Origin of the sequence: Agrobacterium sp. ST15.16.024 (assembly GCF_027956545.1) — a bacterium.
GTDB classification, from domain to species: domain Bacteria; phylum Pseudomonadota; class Alphaproteobacteria; order Rhizobiales; family Rhizobiaceae; genus Agrobacterium; species Agrobacterium cucumeris.
Genome location: NZ_JAQKGO010000001.1, coordinates 1,509,726 through 1,526,220, shown reverse-complemented (window position 1 = coordinate 1,526,220; position 16,495 = coordinate 1,509,726). Strand labels below are relative to the sequence as shown.

The 16,495-nt window shown below is 59.7% G+C and carries 16 protein-coding genes; 9 read left to right on the top strand and 7 right to left on the bottom strand.

Translation table 11 applies throughout. The annotated features are described in order from the left end of the window. Positions 1 to 135: 135 nt before the first annotated feature. Positions 136 to 1,512: a class II 3-deoxy-7-phosphoheptulonate synthase gene (locus PL640_RS07480; protein ID WP_142839833.1), complete on the top strand. Its 1,377-nt coding sequence runs from the start codon at positions 136 to 138 to the stop codon at positions 1,510 to 1,512. A gap of 69 nt (positions 1,513 to 1,581) precedes the next feature. Here PL640_RS07480 and PL640_RS07475 read toward each other — a convergent pair whose 3' ends face one another. The 6 genes from PL640_RS07475 to PL640_RS07450 form a co-directional block, all read right to left on the bottom strand. Continuing rightward, a complete protein-coding gene (locus PL640_RS07475) occupies positions 1,582 to 3,321 on the bottom strand; it encodes a TadG family pilus assembly protein (RefSeq protein WP_271361278.1) in 1,740 nt (579 codons plus the stop codon). 1 nt (position 3,322) lies between these two features. Next, positions 3,323 to 3,745: a TadE/TadG family type IV pilus assembly protein gene (locus PL640_RS07470; protein ID WP_142839831.1), complete on the bottom strand. Its 423-nt coding sequence runs from the start codon at positions 3,743 to 3,745 to the stop codon at positions 3,323 to 3,325. Between the two features lie 148 nt (positions 3,746 to 3,893). Continuing rightward, positions 3,894 to 4,730, bottom strand: a complete 837-nt coding sequence (gene radC / locus PL640_RS07465; RefSeq protein ID WP_271361277.1) for a RadC family protein — start codon at positions 4,728 to 4,730, stop codon at positions 3,894 to 3,896. 13 nt (positions 4,731 to 4,743) lie between these two features. After that, positions 4,744 to 5,577 carry a type I methionyl aminopeptidase gene (gene map, locus PL640_RS07460; protein ID WP_046800109.1) on the bottom strand — a complete coding sequence of 278 codons (834 nt, stop codon included), beginning with the start codon at positions 5,575 to 5,577 and terminating at the stop codon, positions 4,744 to 4,746. A gap of 31 nt (positions 5,578 to 5,608) precedes the next feature. Further along, positions 5,609 to 6,328: a DNA/RNA nuclease SfsA gene (gene sfsA / locus PL640_RS07455; protein ID WP_271361276.1), complete on the bottom strand. Its 720-nt coding sequence runs from the start codon at positions 6,326 to 6,328 to the stop codon at positions 5,609 to 5,611. 32 nt (positions 6,329 to 6,360) lie between these two features. Further along, positions 6,361 to 8,220: a PHA/PHB synthase family protein gene (locus tag PL640_RS07450; protein WP_271361275.1), complete on the bottom strand. Its 1,860-nt coding sequence runs from the start codon at positions 8,218 to 8,220 to the stop codon at positions 6,361 to 6,363. 140 nt (positions 8,221 to 8,360) lie between these two features. On the opposite strand from PL640_RS07450, the gene PL640_RS07445 reads away from it, so the two are divergent. Continuing rightward, a complete protein-coding gene (locus PL640_RS07445) occupies positions 8,361 to 8,786 on the top strand; it encodes a hypothetical protein (RefSeq protein WP_237681352.1) in 426 nt (141 codons plus the stop codon). A gap of 567 nt (positions 8,787 to 9,353) precedes the next feature. Here the strand turns inward: PL640_RS07445 and fnrN are convergent. Continuing rightward, positions 9,354 to 10,079, bottom strand: coding sequence for a transcriptional regulator FnrN (gene fnrN / locus PL640_RS07440; RefSeq protein WP_269699636.1), 726 nt, complete (start codon positions 10,077 to 10,079; stop codon positions 9,354 to 9,356). 213 nt (positions 10,080 to 10,292) lie between these two features. Here fnrN and hemN point away from each other — a divergent pair, with 213 nt between their 5' ends. The 7 genes from hemN to PL640_RS07405 all read left to right on the top strand — a co-directional run bounded on the left by hemN (position 10,293) and on the right by PL640_RS07405 (position 16,495). Next, complete coding sequence (hemN, locus tag PL640_RS07435) at positions 10,293 to 11,642, top strand: oxygen-independent coproporphyrinogen III oxidase (RefSeq protein ID WP_271361274.1); 1,350 nt, start codon at positions 10,293 to 10,295, stop codon at positions 11,640 to 11,642. Positions 11,643 to 11,756: 114 nt separating this feature from the next. Then, positions 11,757 to 12,041, top strand: coding sequence for an acyl carrier protein (locus tag PL640_RS07430; RefSeq protein WP_003495848.1), 285 nt, complete (start codon positions 11,757 to 11,759; stop codon positions 12,039 to 12,041). Between the two features lie 91 nt (positions 12,042 to 12,132). Continuing rightward, a complete protein-coding gene (locus PL640_RS07425) occupies positions 12,133 to 12,612 on the top strand; it encodes a 3-hydroxyacyl-ACP dehydratase FabZ family protein (protein WP_271361273.1) in 480 nt (159 codons plus the stop codon). Between the two features lie 51 nt (positions 12,613 to 12,663). Continuing rightward, positions 12,664 to 12,825 carry a hypothetical protein gene (locus PL640_RS07420; RefSeq protein WP_193559497.1) on the top strand — a complete coding sequence of 54 codons (162 nt, stop codon included), beginning with the start codon at positions 12,664 to 12,666 and terminating at the stop codon, positions 12,823 to 12,825. Beyond that, the gene (locus tag PL640_RS07415; protein WP_271361272.1) at positions 12,822 to 14,018 is read left to right on the top strand and encodes a beta-ketoacyl-ACP synthase; all 1,197 of its coding nucleotides are present in this window, start codon (positions 12,822 to 12,824) and stop codon (positions 14,016 to 14,018) included. Before PL640_RS07420 ends, PL640_RS07415 begins: the two co-directional genes overlap by 4 nt. Before the next feature lie 12 nt (positions 14,019 to 14,030). Then, positions 14,031 to 15,314 carry a beta-ketoacyl-ACP synthase gene (locus PL640_RS07410; RefSeq protein WP_142839823.1) on the top strand — a complete coding sequence of 428 codons (1,284 nt, stop codon included), beginning with the start codon at positions 14,031 to 14,033 and terminating at the stop codon, positions 15,312 to 15,314. A 152-nt stretch (positions 15,315 to 15,466) separates the two neighbouring features. Next, positions 15,467 to 16,495, top strand: a complete 1,029-nt coding sequence (locus tag PL640_RS07405) for a zinc-binding dehydrogenase (RefSeq protein WP_035242478.1) — start codon at positions 15,467 to 15,469, stop codon at positions 16,493 to 16,495.

The window sequence follows — 16,495 nt, the reverse complement described above, 5'->3', positions numbered from 1 at the left end:
GGAGTGCCCAAAAGGGGCAGATTGAGCCCGATAGCCCTGACATCGGCTATGCAAAGCCGATGCTTGGAGCTATAAGCCGCTCAATTTTTCGAGGCGGTCGCGCGACAGTCGCGCGGGCGAAAAAAGGGTAAGAACATGGCACAGAATTGGACACCCGGCAGTTGGCGGCAGAAACCGATCCAGCAGGTTCCCGAATATCCTGACGCAGCAGCGCTTGCTGCAACGGAAGCCACACTTGCGACCTATCCGCCGCTGGTTTTTGCCGGTGAGGCCCGCCGCCTGAAGAAACAGCTCGCCAATGTGGCTGAAGGCAACGCCTTCCTGCTGCAGGGCGGCGATTGCGCCGAAAGCTTCCTCGAGCATGGCGCGGACAATATCCGCGACTTCTTCCGCGCTTTCCTGCAGATGGCCGTTGTGCTCACCTATGGCGCGCAGCTGCCTGTCGTGAAGGTGGGGCGTATTGCCGGCCAGTTCGCCAAGCCGCGCTCTTCCAACGTGGAAGTGCTTGATGGCGTGACGCTGCCGTCCTACCGCGGTGACATCATCAACGGTATCGAATTCAACGAAGGTTCGCGCATACCGAGCCCGGAGCGCCAGCTCGACGCCTACCGCCAGTCGGCCGCGACGCTGAACCTGCTGCGCGCTTTCGCAATGGGTGGCTACGCCAACCTTGAAAACGTTCACCAGTGGATGCTCGGCTTCATCAAGGACAGCCCGCAGGCGGACCGTTACCGCAAGCTGGCCGACCGGATTTCCGAAACCATGGACTTCATGAAGGCGATCGGCATCAGCGCGGACAATAATCCGAGCCTGCGCGAAACCGACTTCTTCACCAGCCACGAGGCCCTGCTGCTTGGCTACGAAGAGGCGCTGACCCGCATCGATTCGACCTCCGGTGACTGGTACGCGACATCGGGCCACATGATCTGGATCGGCGACCGTACGCGTCAGCTCGACCATGCGCATGTGGAATATTTCCGCGGCATCAAGAACCCGATCGGCCTGAAATGCGGTCCGTCGCTGACGCCCGACAATCTGATCGAGCTGATCGATGCGCTGAACCCGGCAAACGAGGCCGGTCGCCTGACGCTGATTTGCCGTTTCGGCCATGACAAGGTGGCCGACAGCCTGCCGAAGCTCATTCGCGCCGTCGAGAAGGAAGGTCGTAAGGTCGTCTGGTCCTGCGATCCGATGCATGGCAACACGATCACGCTCAACCACTACAAGACGCGTCCGTTCGAGCGCATCCTGTCGGAAGTCGAAAGCTTCTTCCAGATCCACCGCGCCGAAGGCACGCATCCGGGCGGCATCCACATTGAGATGACCGGCAAGGACGTGACGGAATGCACGGGTGGCGCGCGCGCCGTGACGGCGGATTCGCTGTCGGACCGTTACCACACCCATTGCGATCCGCGCCTCAACGCCGATCAGGCACTGGAGCTGGCGTTCCTTCTCTCCGAGCGCATGAAGAGCGGCCGGGACGAGAAGCGTCTGGCTATTGCCAACGCCTGATATAAATAGCGATCAAATTAAAAGCCGCCGGGATATTTCCCGGCGGCTTTTTTGTGTCTATCTGCGGGGTTATTGCACCAGCGCCGGCTGCTGGCAGCGCACATCGGTGACGCGCACATCGGCTTCGCCGATCTTGACGCCGAGAACCAGAAGCACGTTGTAGAGCAGCTGATCGACCGGAGCGGTAACCACCGCAAGCGTGTTGGCAAGCGCTGCCTGAATGCCCGCCAGACCTCCCAGATCGAGGTTGAGGAAGAGCAGCCTGATATCCAGATTGAGGTTCTTCAGCAGCGAGCTGACAAGAGTGGTGACGGTGTCCTTGGTGGATACGCTCTTGATCTTGGCCTGGGTGATATCCGACTGCGTGAAGGTCAGCTTGGTCTTCGTCATGTTGGTGGCATTGATGAGGGCACTGCCATTGATGGCAAGCAGCGCTGAATCGACGATTGCCGCCTTGGTGACACGCGGGTCCTTGCCGAAATTGGCAAAAGCGGAGGTATCGACATTGCCGAGCGCGATTTCCGCAACGCCGGGAACGACCTCTACATCGACCGTTCCCTGTCCGCCGCCCGTGCAGCGAATATCGGCAAGCCGTGCTTCGGCATGGGCGACTTCCACATAAAGCGGGATATTGACCTTGAGGCCGGCAATGGCCTGAAGCCCGTCCACCACGACACTGACGGCCAGCCGGGTCTGTGCGGTGCGGACGATGGTGCCCTGACCACCAACGGCGAGCGACGGAGTTTCGACCGGCGGTTCACCGATGGCAAGCGTTGCCTTGACGGAGGCGAGACCGAGAACATTGGCGTTGAGATTGAGCGCCAGCTGGTTGCCGCCATTGCCGGCAACGGCTGCGGCATTGAGGAGATCGAAGACGCCGGCGGTGACCTTGAGGTTTTCACCACTACCGATCAGCTTGTCCGAGAACGGTCCGAGATTGAGGATTTCTTCCAGCTTGAGCTTGATGTTGCTCTTGTTGGCGGTTTTTTCCAGTGTCTTCAGAATGTTGGCGACAGCCGGCTGCAGGCCGGTGGTTTTGGTCAACGCATTGAGGAACTGACCGTAGGTGATTTCCGTCTTCAAAACATCCTTGTAGGTGCCGGCGGTGAGCTTAAGATCGATGGCAAGCGCCTCGACGACATGCAGCGCGTTGACATCGGCGGCAACCAGCCCCTGGTAATCCATGAGTTTGAGCGAAACCGTGGTGCCGAGCAGGCCGCCGAGCAGGCTGTTCAAGATGCCTTCATCGAGACTTGCCAGTCGTGAGCCCACCGAAAATGCCGCGATCTTCTGGGATGAGGCTGTTCCGACCGCAGAAATCTTGGGCGGGGTGGTGAAGGCAGCGGCGAAGAATATCTGGCCCTTTTCGACGATGTTCACTTTCACCGCATTGGTGGGCAGGGCGTTGTCAACGAACCGTGCGCCGACAGGAATGGTTGCATCCGGCTCATAATGGCCCTTGATGACCTCGGCGTAACCCTTGCTGCTTGCAAATTCGTTTGCGGGATCGAAGGGTTGAAGACCGTTTGGAGTGAGCAGGCCCTGCGGCGTCTTGACGCCGAGATCCATGCCGTTGAGGGCGAAATATTGCTGAACCGCCTTTTCCGGATCAGCGGCATTGGCGGCCGCCGATATGGCTGCGAGATCGGCGGTCTGCTGCAACTGCCGTTTCTGCAGGGTCAGATAACCGTAATCGACGCCAAGCGCCAGGACGCCGATGAAAAGCGGCGCGGTAAGCCCGGCCGAGATGGCGATGTTGCCGGCCCGATCCTTCAGGAAAGCGGGGAGCAGGGAAGGGATAGTCCGCATGTCATGCTCCTCCGATCCGGATGGTGGAAAAACGCCGGATGACCGGCTCTGGCATGGTGTAGCTGTAGAGGCTCCAGATCGGCAGATCGCGGGCGTCATATTCGACCTTGACCGTGAACTGGTTGGCATTGGCGGGATCTGTGGCGACATCGACGGTGAAACGGGCCTTGTCCATGAAAGCGTAACTGAGATCGCTTTTGGTGACGAAATCCCGGGCAAGCTGCTGGCGCTCGGTCGTATTGAGGCCGGCAACCGCCGTTCTCGCCGCATCTGCGGCGATCTGCTGCACCGAATAGGCCGCCATCAGGTAGATGCCGTAGGCGATCATGGTCAGAAGGACGAGAAAGAAGATCGGCGCGACGATGGCGAACTCGACAGCATTCGAGCCGGACCGATCGCGAAGGAAACGCACTGCATTACGCATAAAGCACCCCCGTTCCTCAAGGCACCAAGGTTCGATGCCTTGTTTTATTATTTTCGGAAATGCTAATTTATAGGTGTTAATTTTTTGTTGATGCCGCCCTTATGGGTTGCATGCGCGTTAAAGCCTTCGCGTCAGTACCAGTTGATTTTCAAATAAGCCGAAGCCCTTTGAAGCTGGCATGGCCATCCTTGCCGATGATGATGTGGTCGTGGACGGTGATGCCAAGCGGCTTGGCCGTATCGATGATGGTTTTGGTCATCTCGATATCCGCCCGCGAGGGGGTGGGGTCTCCACTCGGGTGATTGTGGATTAAAATCAAGGCTGTAGATGATAGTTCAAGGGCGCGGCGTACCACTTCACGCGGGTAGACCGGCGTGTGGTCCACGGTTCCCTGACCCTGTACCTCGTCGGCAATCAGGACATTGCGCTTGTCGAGGAACAGGATGCGAAACTGTTCGCGCGTTTCATGGGCCATGGCGGCATGACAATAATCAATGACCGATGACCAGGACCCGAGAACCTGCTTGTTGCGGATTTCGCTTTTCAGCATCCGCTGGGAAACGGACGCAACGAGTTTGAGATCGAGCGCCACGGCCTCGCCGACGCCCTTCACCTCCTGCAACAGTGGCAAAGGCGCGCCGAGAACACCGCCGAGCGTTCCGAAACGGGCAATCAGCGCCTTGGCGATCGGTTTGGTATCGCGCCTCGGGATCAGCCGGAACAGCAGGAGTTCCAGCAATTCATAGTCGGCAAGCGCGGCGTCGCCGCCATCGCGGTAACGTGCCCGCAACCGGTCCCGATGGCCGTGATAGTGCGCGGTCTCCGCTTCCTGTTCGGCAATGGCGACGGTGGGTTTTTTCGGAGCGCTTCGCGGTTCGGCAAAAAAGCCTCGCTCATCCACCGCATCGAATAGGTCGCCTTCGCCCGCCTCAAAGCCTGACGTAGGGGAAAGATCGGCGGGAGGCGGGGCAGGGCGTTTTGCCATAGGCGGTCTGGCCTTATGCGAGTGGCGGCAGGCCCGGGCGATCAAAGCCGCCCGGTGACAGCGTGAAGATTTCGCAGCCGGTGGCCGTGACGCCGACGGCATGTTCATATTGCGCGGAGAGAGAACGGTCACGCGTCACTGCGGTCCAGCCGTCCGAGAGCACCTTCACATGCGGCTTGCCGAGATTGATCATCGGCTCGATGGTGAAGATCATGCCCTCGCGGATTTCCGGCCCTTCCTCCGGCTGGCCGTAATGCAGGATGTTCGGCGTGTCGTGGAACAGGCGTCCGACGCCATGGCCGCAGAAATCACGCACCACCGAGCAGCGCTCGGCTTCCGCATAGGCCTGGATTGCCGCGCCGATTGCACCGGTGCGTGCACCGGGCTTGACCGCCGCGATGCCGCGCATCAGGCATTCATAGGTCACTTCCATCAGCCGCTCGGCGGCGCGCTTGATCTGGCCGACCGGATACATGCGGCTCGAATCGCCATGCCAGCCGTCAAGCACATAGGTCACGTCGATATTGACGATATCGCCGTCACGCAGTGGCTTTTCATCCGGAATGCCGTGGCAGACCACATGGTTGATCGAGGTGCAGACGGATTTCGTATAACCGCGATAATTCAGCGTCGCCGGCAGCGCGCCGTGGTCGGCACCGAATTCGAAGACGAAACGGTCGATGGCGTCAGTCGTCACGCCGGGCTTGACGATCGCCGCCAGTTCATCGAGGCAACGCGCCGTCAGCTGGCACGCCTTGCGCATCCCGTCAAAATCCTCAGGCGTATAAAGGCGGATGACGCCGGTATTCTTGAGGGGTGCGGAGGCTGCGTCGATATAGGTAACCATCTTGGTGCTTTCTGTCTCTTTACGTCCCTGTTCATAAAACAGCCGGACGCCATTCGTCCATCTTAACCGTTCCGCTGACCGAAATTTGTGTCGGGGAGACCGCGCATTTCACCGCATAGGCCTCGACACCACGCGCCATTGCCCGCTGAAACGCCAGCGCGTAGACGGGATCGAGATCATCGCAGATGCGCATCCGCTCGCAATCGTCGCGCTGGATGAGATAGAGCATCACCGAGCGGTAACCGGCTTCCGCTGCGTCACCCAACTCCTCCAGGTGCTTGGCACCGCGTTTGGTGGCGGTATCGGGGAATTCTGCCAGACCCTTTTCACGCATGAAATGCACGTTCTTCACCTCAACATAGGCGTTAGGCCGGCCGGGTTCGGACAACAGAAAATCGATGCGGGAATTGCGGCCGTATTTCTGTTCGCGCCGGATCGTCGAATAGCCGCCAAGTTCAGGGATACGGCCGTTCAGGATCGCCTCTTCCGCCAGCCGGTTCGACATGCCGGTATTGATGCCGACCACGGTGCCATCGGCCTCGACCATTTCAAACATGTACCGGTATTTGCGGGTGGGGCTGTCGTGTTCGGATAGCCAGATGCGCGAGCCCGGTGTCGTCAGTCCGCGCATGGAGCCGGTATTGGGGCAGGAACCGGTGATCGCCGTGCCGTCGTCCAGAACGGCATCGAAGAGGAAACGCTTGTAGCGGGAAATCAGCGTGGCGGGAACGAGTGGGGGCGTGAAGAGCATGTGGCCTAGAAGATGTGAGGTGATGGAACTGGTCAGGAAAGGACGTAGGTTCCCGGCGCATCGCCGAGCACGGGCCGCTTGCCGTCTTCCGGCTTGCGCGCCTTTACCTTTTCAGCGTTCTGGCTTTCGATCCAGTTCTGCCAGTGCACCCACCATGAGCCTTTGCGGGCGGTGGCGGCAGCCTGCCATGCATCAAAGTCTCCAGCCGGTGACGGCCCCGTCCAATATTGGTATTTTTCAAGCTGCGGCGGATTGACTACGCCGGCAATGTGGCCGGAAGCGCCGAGCACAAATTCCACCGGTCCGCCGAACAGCGCGGCACCCGTGAAAACCGATTTCGCCGGCGCGATATGGTCGTCTCGGGTGGCGAGATCATAAACGGGGATCTTGATATCGCCGAGATTGATCCGCTTGCCGGCGACCCGCATCAGTCCGCGGGCGAGATTGTTCTCGAGGTAACAATTGCGCAGATAGAAGGAATGGCTGGCGGCCGTTACCCGTGTCGAATCGGAATTCCAGTAGAGCAGATCGAAGGGCAGGGGCTCGGTGCCGCGCAGGTAATTATCGACCATGTAGGGCCAGATGAGATCGGAAGCGCGCAGCATGTTGAAGACGGTGGCCATGATCGAGCCATCGAGATAACCGACCGCCTGCATGTGCCTGTCGAGCGCGGCAAGCTGCCCCTCATCGATGAAGACCTTGAGATCGCCGGCATGGATGAAATCTGTCTGGGCGGCCAGCAGCGTGGCGCTGCGGATGCGCTCATCGCCCTGCTGCGCATGCAATGCCAGTGCGGAGGATAAAAGTGTGCCGCCGACGCAATAACCGATGGCGTTGATTTCCTTCTCACCGGTCCGTTCCTCGATGGTGTCGAGGGCGAAATCGATACCTTCGCAGATGTAGTCGTCCCAGCCCTTGTCGGCGAGGCTGGCATCCGGGTTGATCCAGGAAACCATGAAGACGCTGTGGCCCTGTTCGAGGCACCAGCCGACGAAGGATTTTTGCGGATTGAGATCGAGAATGTAGAACTTGTTGATCCATGGCGGCACGATCAGCAGCGGCCGTTTGAAGGCGTTTTGCGTTGTCGGCGCATAATGGATGATTTCGCACAGCGGACTTTTCGCCACCACCTTGCCTGAGGTCACCGCGATATTCTGGCCGATGACGAATTTGCTGTAATCCGTCTGGCGCAGTTTCAGGTGGCCATTGCCGGCCGCGACATCTTCCGCCAGTTGCGCCATGCCCTTGACAAGATTGGCGCCGCTGGAAGCCACCGTCTCGCGAAAGACCTGCGGATTGGTGAAGACGAAATTGGCGGGCGAAAGCGCCTCGGTTACCTGCCGCATGTAAAACAGCGCCTTGGTGCGGGTATGTTCGTCCAGTCCTTCGGCTTCTGTCACCATCCGGTCGGCAAAGCCCACGGTCGTCTGATAGGCTTTCAGGAGAAAATCAAAAAACGGATTGGCCTGCCAGTCGGCATCGGCAAAACGTCGGTTGCGACGTTCCGCTGAGCCGGTCTCATTGGGTTTTTCCGAAGCCGAATCGGCATCGCCGGAAAACTGCGCCACGGATTTTGCCCAGAGATCGTAATAGCTGGAGAGCAGATGGGTCTGGGCTTCCAGTGAACGCTTCGGTTCGGCCATCCAATATTCCGCGACATCGGACAGCGTCTTGACGAGCTCGGTCATGGGGTCGGCGCTGTTTTCGGGGATTTCACCGCGTTCGCGCGGCGCCAGCCATTCGGAGGCGGCCTTGCCGAGATTTTCAAGCGCGCGGGCAATGTTGACCGCGAAGGCTTCAGGGTCGCGGATCAGGTAGGCTTCGGCGGATCCGGCGTCGAAACCGGGCGTTTTGCCGCCCTTTTTCTTCTGCCCGCCGTCAACACCCGCCATGCGCTGTCCTCCGCCAAATTTGTGTTTGCACATTCTGCATGAAAACGAATACAAGTTCCACCAGCAAGGGGAGGCCGCAAAGGGCCGAACCGCAGTCGAATTCGATATCGGCAGATATCCTTTACAGGCGGAACATGACGATGGGCAAGCACATGGGCACATGGGGAACATATGCGGAAAATACTGCGAGAATCGCCGTGCTTTCCCTGTCCGGCGTCCTGGTTGTTACCGGGCTCGCCGCCTGCAAGGCTCCCGAACCGATCGTGGCACCGGCCCATATGCGCCGCCCGACAGCCGAAATCGTCGGTCCGCGCCCCGTCAGCGACAATGCGGTGAGCCAGAAGCGCGACACGGGCACCTATCCGACCTTCTCGGCGCCCATGACGGCGGCCGGCACCCAGATGGGCGACGATGAGGCCTCCACCATGGAATCCAGCCTCTCGCGCCTTGGCGCGGCACGCCGCAACGGCCAGATTTCGGAAGCCGAATACAAGCGCCGGGTCGCCGAACTGCGGGCGCTTGGCGAAAACCAGAAGCCGGTTGCGACGCCTGCTGCTTCGCAGTGAGATCATACCGCGCGTTATGCGCGATATAACGGACCCACCCCAACATCCTTTAGTGACGAAACACGCCCTGAAACCAAGCCGGCCCATACGAGGCTTGAGATGGAGCGAGCGCATGCCACGTGTTTCTTCTCCCCGAGGGGGAGAAGTCCGCGGCAGCGGGATGAGGGGGCGAACTCTCCGAAATCCGGCAACGTTTCCCCCTCATCCGGCCCTTCGGGCCACCTTCTCCCCGGCGGGGAGAAGAAACAAGCGGCGATGCCGAGCCTGGGATGGTGGCACTTACCGCTAACGGGTCAGGCCGTCGCGGCATCATAACCCCTTCTTTACCCTGCCTTTGAACCATCCGCTTACCGAAGATTTTAAGCGGATGGATGCGGTTTGGCGCTTATGATGCAGCCATAACAAACAGGCCGCTGAAACAGCGGCATACAGGGTGAAACATCATGAAATGCATCGCCGCTTTGCTGGTTCTTGCCGGGTTTGCGCTCGCCCCCGCTCAGGCGCGGGCGCCGCACATCAATATTGGAGCACCCGCGCTTCAGGGTCGATGAAAATTGCGGATGCCGGTCAGTCGTTGCCGGCAGCTTCGTTCAAGACGTCGAGATCGGGCACCGTGATATGGCGGTTGTTCTCGATGCGGATAATGCCTTCCTTGCGCAGCTTGGTCATTTGCCGGCTCACCGTTTCGATGGTGAGGCCGAGAAAATCGGCGATGTCGGCGCGTGAAAGCGGCAGGTCGAAGGCGGATTTGTCGTCGTTTTCCGGGTCGATATGGGTGGCGATCATATAAAGGAAGCTGGCAACCTTCTCCTGCGCCGATTTACGGCCAAGCGTCAGCATCCAGTCGCGCGCCTCATCCAGTTCCTTCAGGGACTGGTTATGCAGCTTGCGCTCCATATCAGGGACTTCCGAGACCATACGGTCGACGATGCGGCGCGGGAAAAGGCAGATTTCGACATCCGTTGCCGCCTCCGCCGTCATCTTGCTTTCCGCCATGAACGGCCGGCCGAGAAAATCCGGTGCGAATTGCAGGCCGACGATCTGCTGGCGGCCATCCGACATCATTTTCGAAAGCTTCACCACGCCGTTGAGGATGTTGCCATAGGAGGTGACAAGTTCCCCCTGGCCGAGCAGCTCATTGCCGGCCTCCAGCTTTTTGCGGCTGGAGTAACGGTTGAGATCGCAGAGCTGCTGTGGCGTCAGCGTGCTGCAAAGACCGCCGTGACGCGCCTCGCAGGAGCGACAGACAACGGGCTCTTCCGAATTGTGGATGGTCTTCTGCAGCGTGTCCATAAGCCTTTTCCAATGCTGGCTTTTTCGGGACGATTGCGACCTTGGGTATCAAATCCGGTCTCTTTAAAGGCTTGCGCCGCGTAGCCGTCGTCCCCGCGTCTACTTTAGGAAGAACTTATGGCGCAATTTGATTGAAGTCAAAGTTGCAAACTGTCGCAGCCGCTACTGAAAGGGAGGAAATCGACATTTTCTTGATAAAAGGCAAAACCGGTGATGAATACCGAACTTCTTCGCAAATATTCTGGCGCCGTACCCCGTTACACGAGCTATCCGACCGCGCCGCATTTCCACGAGAGAATCGATAATGCGACCTATCGGCAATGGCTGGGCCAGCTCAACCACAGGAACCGGATATCGCTTTACCTGCACATTCCCTATTGCGACCGGTTGTGCTGGTTCTGTGCCTGTCACACCAAGCACACGCTGAAATACGAGCCGATTGCCGTTTATCTGGAAGCACTTAAGCAAGAGATCGAAGCGGTCGGCGCGCTTGTTTCCCCCGATGCGGTGGTGAGTGCCGTGCATTTCGGCGGTGGTTCTCCCACCATGCTGAAACCGGAGGATATGGTCAGTTTGATGGACTGTCTGAGGCGTCATTTCACCTTCGGGCTTGCGCCGGAAATCAGCGTGGAAATGGACCCCAACGATCTGGATGACAGCCGTTACGACGCCCTTGCCGCCGTAGGCATGTCGCGGGCAAGCCTTGGCGTGCAGGACTTCGATGACAAAGTGCAAAAAACCATCAACCGTATCCAGTCTTTCGAACAGACAAAATCCGTCGTCGATGCGGTGCGGGCGAGGGGCGTTCACTCGGTCAATTGCGACATTCTCTACGGCCTGCCGTTCCAGACCTGCGAGACGCTGAAGAAGACAGTCGATCAGATCGTCTCGCTCGATCCGGACCGGGTGGCGCTTTTCGGTTATGCCCATGTTCCGTGGATGAAAAAACACCAGTCGCTGATCCCCGAACACGCACTTCCGGATATTGCCGAGCGGTATCGCCAGATGACGATGGCGGGCGAGATGCTGCAAAAGGCGGGTTACAAAGCGATCGGCATCGATCATTTCGCCAAGCCGGCCGATAGCTTATGCCAGGCGGCCGAAGCGGGTGCGCTGCGGCGGAATTTCCAGGGCTATACCACCGATACGGCCGATGCGCTGATCGGGCTTGGCGCTTCTTCCATCGGCAGGCTGCCGCAGGGTTATGTGCAGAACATGGTGGCGACCGGAGAATATCAGCGGATGACGGGCGATGGCGGCCTTGCCATTGTCAAGGGAATAGAACTGTCGGAAGAGGACCATCTGCGATCGCATGTCATCGAGCGGCTGATGTGCGATTTCGCGCTCGATTTTTCGGATCTCGACCGGCGCTTCGGCAAGGCCAGCCATTCCGTGCGGACGCAGGCGCAGCATTTTGCCGCCGGCAACAGCGATGGCGTGGTGCGTATGGATGCCGATATTTTTGCGCTCACGGAGCTCGGAAGGCCCTTCGTGCGTAATATCGCGGCAATCTTCGACACTTATCTCGGCAATGGACGCGGCCGCCATTCGGTTGCTGTTTAGGCAACAGTTTTGGGGCAAATTTCAAAGTTACGTCACGAAACCATTGGCTTTTTTGTGCGACTTGCCTATGTGGTGCGTCAGACAGGATAATTCATACGAACGACAATAAGGATTATGGGCGTGACAGCTACATTCGACAAGGTTGCCGACATCATCGCCGAAACCAGCGAAATCGACCGCGAAACCATTACGCCGGAAAGCCACACGATCGACGATCTGGGCATCGACAGCCTCGACTTTCTGGATATCGTTTTCGCTATCGACAAGGAATTCGGCATTAAGATTCCGCTCGAGCAGTGGACGCAGGAAGTCAACGAAGGCAAGGTTTCCACCGAAGAATACTTCGTGCTGAAGAACCTCTGCGCCAAGATCGACGAACTGCGCGCAGCCAAGGGCTGAGATGATGATGCCCGCTTCAGGCGGGCATTTCTCTTTCTGGACCCGGCCTTTCATTGGACGGGTCGCAACCGACCAGAGACGGGCCGGACGGATGTTGCTTGAATATTTTCAGATGATCGACAAGGTCGATGCCGTGGATATGGCGACGCGCACGTTGAAGGCGCAGTCCGTCGTTCCCGACAAGAGCCCGGTTTTCGAAGGCCACTTTCCCGGCATGCCGCTGGTTCCGGGTGTCCTCCTGATCGAGACCATGGCGCAGGCTTCCGGCATGCTGGTTCTGGCATTCAGCGATTTTGCCTCCATGCCGTTCCTGATGTCGGTCGATGGCGCCAAGATGCGCACCTTCGTTGAGCCGGGCGCGGTTCTCGATATCGAGGCCGTGCTGGAGCATGACGGTTCGGGCTTTGCGGTCACCAAGGCTAAGATTACCAGCGATGGCAAGAAGGTCTGCGATGCGCAGCTGAAACTGCGCACCATGCCGTTCAGTGAAATTCCGCTCGGTCCCATCGTCAAGAAGCGGGCCGAAGAAGTTGGCCTGATGGCGGCCATTGCCGCGGATGCGCAGAAATAAGCGCTTCCGCCCGTTTCGAAAGAGGGCGTTTTTCCCGTCGGCCCGGTTTCGATGCATGAAAATCGTGGGCTGGCGATGGCCGAACGGGCCTTCACCATTGCCAATCCGCACCGCGCGCTTTATTCCGCAACGCATGAAGTGGTTGTTCGCAACCGCTGTTGGATAGCCGTGACCGTTTCGGCGGGGCCGGCTGCAAAGGATGACAGACGATGAAATCTGACAATGATGTGGTGATAACAGGGGTCGGCATCGTGACCTGTCACGGCGTCGGCAGCCAGGCGCACGTGGCGCTTCTTTCTGGAGCAGCCGCGCCGGCGACGATTGTCGAGACCGAAAAATTCAAACCCTATCCGGTCCATCCCATGCCTGAGATCGACTGGTCCGCGCAGATCGCCAAGCGCGGTGACCAACGCCAGATGGAAAACTGGCAGCGGCTCGGCGTGTTCGCCGCTGGCCTCGCGCTCGATGATGCCGGGCTGAAGGAAAATGCCGAGGCCTGCGCCACCATGGACATGATCGTTGCGGCCGGTGGCGGCGAGCGCGACATCAATGTCGATACGCTGATTGTCGATGAAGCGCTGAAGCGCAACGACCGCGAAGTGCTGCTCAATGAGAAGTTGACCACGGAGCTGCGCCCGACGCTGTTTCTCGCCCAGCTTTCCAATCTGATGGCCGGCAACATCTCCATCGTGCACAAGGTCACCGGTTCGTCCCGCACGTTCATGGGCGAGGAAGCGGCAGGTATCTCCGCCGTCGAAACCGCCTTTCACCGCATTCGTTCCGGCGAATCGAGCCATGCGCTGGTTGGCGGCGCCTTTTCGGCTGAACGTCCCGACATGATCCTGCTGTTCGAGGCGATCGGCGCGCATGCGCAGGGTGGCTGGCAGCCGTTGTGGTCGCGTGGCGGCCAGGATGGCGGCGGCATGATTTCCGGTTCGCTCGGCGCATTCCTCGTGCTGGAATCACGCAAGCACGCCAGCGAGCGCGGCGCGCGCATCTATGCCCGCATTGACGCCATAGAGGGCGACCGCGGCAGCCGCGATGACGGCCGCATGGAGAAGCGCATGGAGCGGCTGCTTGCGCCTGCAAAGGACAGCGCTGCGACCGTCGTGTTTTCCGGCGCAAGCGGTTATGACGAGGTGACCCGGCGCGAGAAGGATGTTCTCGAAAAGGCGCTGCCAAAGGCCGTCATTCGCGGTTTTGGCGGTATCACCGGCCATGGACTTGAAGCGCAGTTTCCGCTCGGACTGGCTCTGGCGGCGCTGACGCTTGAAAGCGGCGCGAAGGTTCCTGCCTTCGACGCGGCTGCGGAAAAGCAGATGGGCGAGGCGGCTAGTGAAGCCGTCGTCACCACTGTCGGCCATGTGCGCGGCGAAGGTGTCGCCGTTCTGTCCCGCGACGTTTGAGGAGAATAGACCATGACTTCCAATTTCAAGGATCATCTCGGTCGCCCGATCGTCGCCGTGACCGGCATGGGTATCATCACCTCGCTGGGACAGGGGCTTGCCGATAACTGGGCGGCGCTGACATCTGGCAAGTCGGGCATCCACAAGATCACCCGTTTCCCGACTGAGGGGCTTTCCACCCGCATCAGCGGCACGGTGGATTTCATCGATATCCCGGTTCCGAACTCCGTCGAGCGCTCCTATGCCTTCGCCCGCGAAACCACCATCGAGGCTCTGGCGCAGGCCGGTATATCCGGTGATTTCGATGGGCCGCTGTTTCTCGCAGCACCGCCGATCGAGCCGGAATGGAGCGCCCGTTTCGAGCTTGCCGACCGTTCGCCGCCGGCCGCACAGCCGGGCGACGCCTATGAGCGGTTCATGACGGCGTTGCGCCAGCGTCCCGATCCGGCGTTCCAGGAAGCAGCGCTTTTCGGTGCGATTTCCGAGCGTCTTTCCGACCGCTTTGGCACACGCGGCCTGCCGGTCACGCTGTCTACTGCCTGTGCTTCGGGTGCGACTGCGATCCAGCTCGGCGTCGAAGCTATACGCCAGGGCCGCACCGAGCGGGCACTGACGGTTGCGACCGACGGTTCGGTCAGCGCCGAGGCACTGATCCGCTTCTCGCTTCTCTCCGCGCTTTCGACCCAGAATGATCCGCCGGAAAAGGCCTCCAAGCCGTTCAGCAAGGATCGTGACGGTTTCGTGATCGCTGAAGGTGCCGCAACGCTGGTGCTGGAATCGCTCGAAGCCGCGGTTGCACGTGGCGCCAAGGTCCTCGGCATCATCAAGGGTGCCGGTGAAAAAGCCGACAGCTTCCACCGCACGCGGTCTTCGCCCGATGGCGGCCCGGCGATTGCGACGATCCGTGCGGCACTGGCCGATGCGGGCGTGGCCGAAAGCGATATCGGCTATATCAACGCTCACGGCACCTCGACGCCTGAGAACGACAAGATGGAATATGGCTCGATGCTCGCCGTCTTCGGCGAAGGCCTGAAGAATATTCCGCTGTCTTCCAACAAGTCGATGATCGGCCATACCCTGACCGCAGCAGGGGCCGTAGAAGCAGTATTCTCGCTGCAGACGATGCTGACCGGCACGCTGCCGCCGACGATCAACTACAACAATCCCGATCCGACCATTTCGCTCGACGTGGTGCCGAATGTGAAGCGGGATGCCGAGGTGAGCGCGGTTCTGTCCAACTCCTTCGGATTTGGCGGACAGAATGCAAGCCTTGTCATGACGCGGGAACCGGCTTAACCGGTTCCGCCACAAACAGAAGCGTTTCCGGGCCTGAACAGAACTCTGGAAACGCTCTCGCTTCTTTGATTACGCATTCCGGCCGCAAAACCGTTACAGAGGTTTGCTGGAATAGCCCTTTAGATAAACGCCCTCGGGCGAAGGACTGAAATATGCGCGCTCTTCAACTCGTGGACGACCGGAAGCTCGAAAAAGTGGACCTGCCTGAACCGGATGCTCCGGGCCCGGGTGAGGTGACGCTGCGCGTCAAGGCCGTGGCGCTCAACCACATCGACGTGTGGGGCTGGCGCGGCATGGCTTTCGCCAAGCGCAAGATGCCGCTCACCATTGGTGCCGAGGCGTCCGGCGTGGTGGAAGCCATCGGCCCGGGCGTTTCGAATGTGCTGCCGGGTCAGCTCGTCGCGGTTTATGGCGCGCGCACCTGCGGGTTGTGCAAGCCCTGCCGCGAAGGCCGTGACAATCTGTGCGAACACGTTCAGGGCGTACACGGTTTCCATCTCGACGGTTTTGCGCAGGAAAAGATCAATATTCCCGCCCGCCAGCTCGTGCCGGCACCGCATGGCATTGACGCCGTCGCTGCGGCACTTGCGCCGGTGACCTTCGGCACGGTCGAGCACATGCTGTTCGACAATGCCAAGCTTGAGCCGGGCGAAACAATCCTTGTTCATGCCGGCGGTTCCGGCATCGGCACGGCGGCGATCCAGCTTGCCAAGAAGATGGGCTGCACCGTCATCACGACAGTCGGCTCCGATGACAAGATCGAGCGGGCAAAGGCGCTCGGCGCCGATCACGTCATCAATTATCGTACCGACCGTTTCGAAGGCGTCGTGCGCAAGCTGACGAAAAAGAAGGGTGTCGACGTGGTGTTCGAACATGTCGGCAAGGACACGTTCGTGGCCTCGATGTTCTCGCTGAAGCGCGGCGGCCGCCTCGTCACCTGCGGCTCCACCTCTGGCGTGTCCACCGACATCAACCTGATGATGCTGTTCCAGCAACAGCTGAAGCTGCTCGGCTCCTTCGGCTGCCGCATGGAAAACATGGCCAATGCCATGCAGAAGATGGCGCGCGGCATCGTTCATCCCGTCATCGACACGGAAGTGACCTTCGATGATATCGATCGGGCACTGGAGCGCATGGAAACGCGCCAGGTGTTCGGCAAGATCGTTCTGCGGATGGACTGA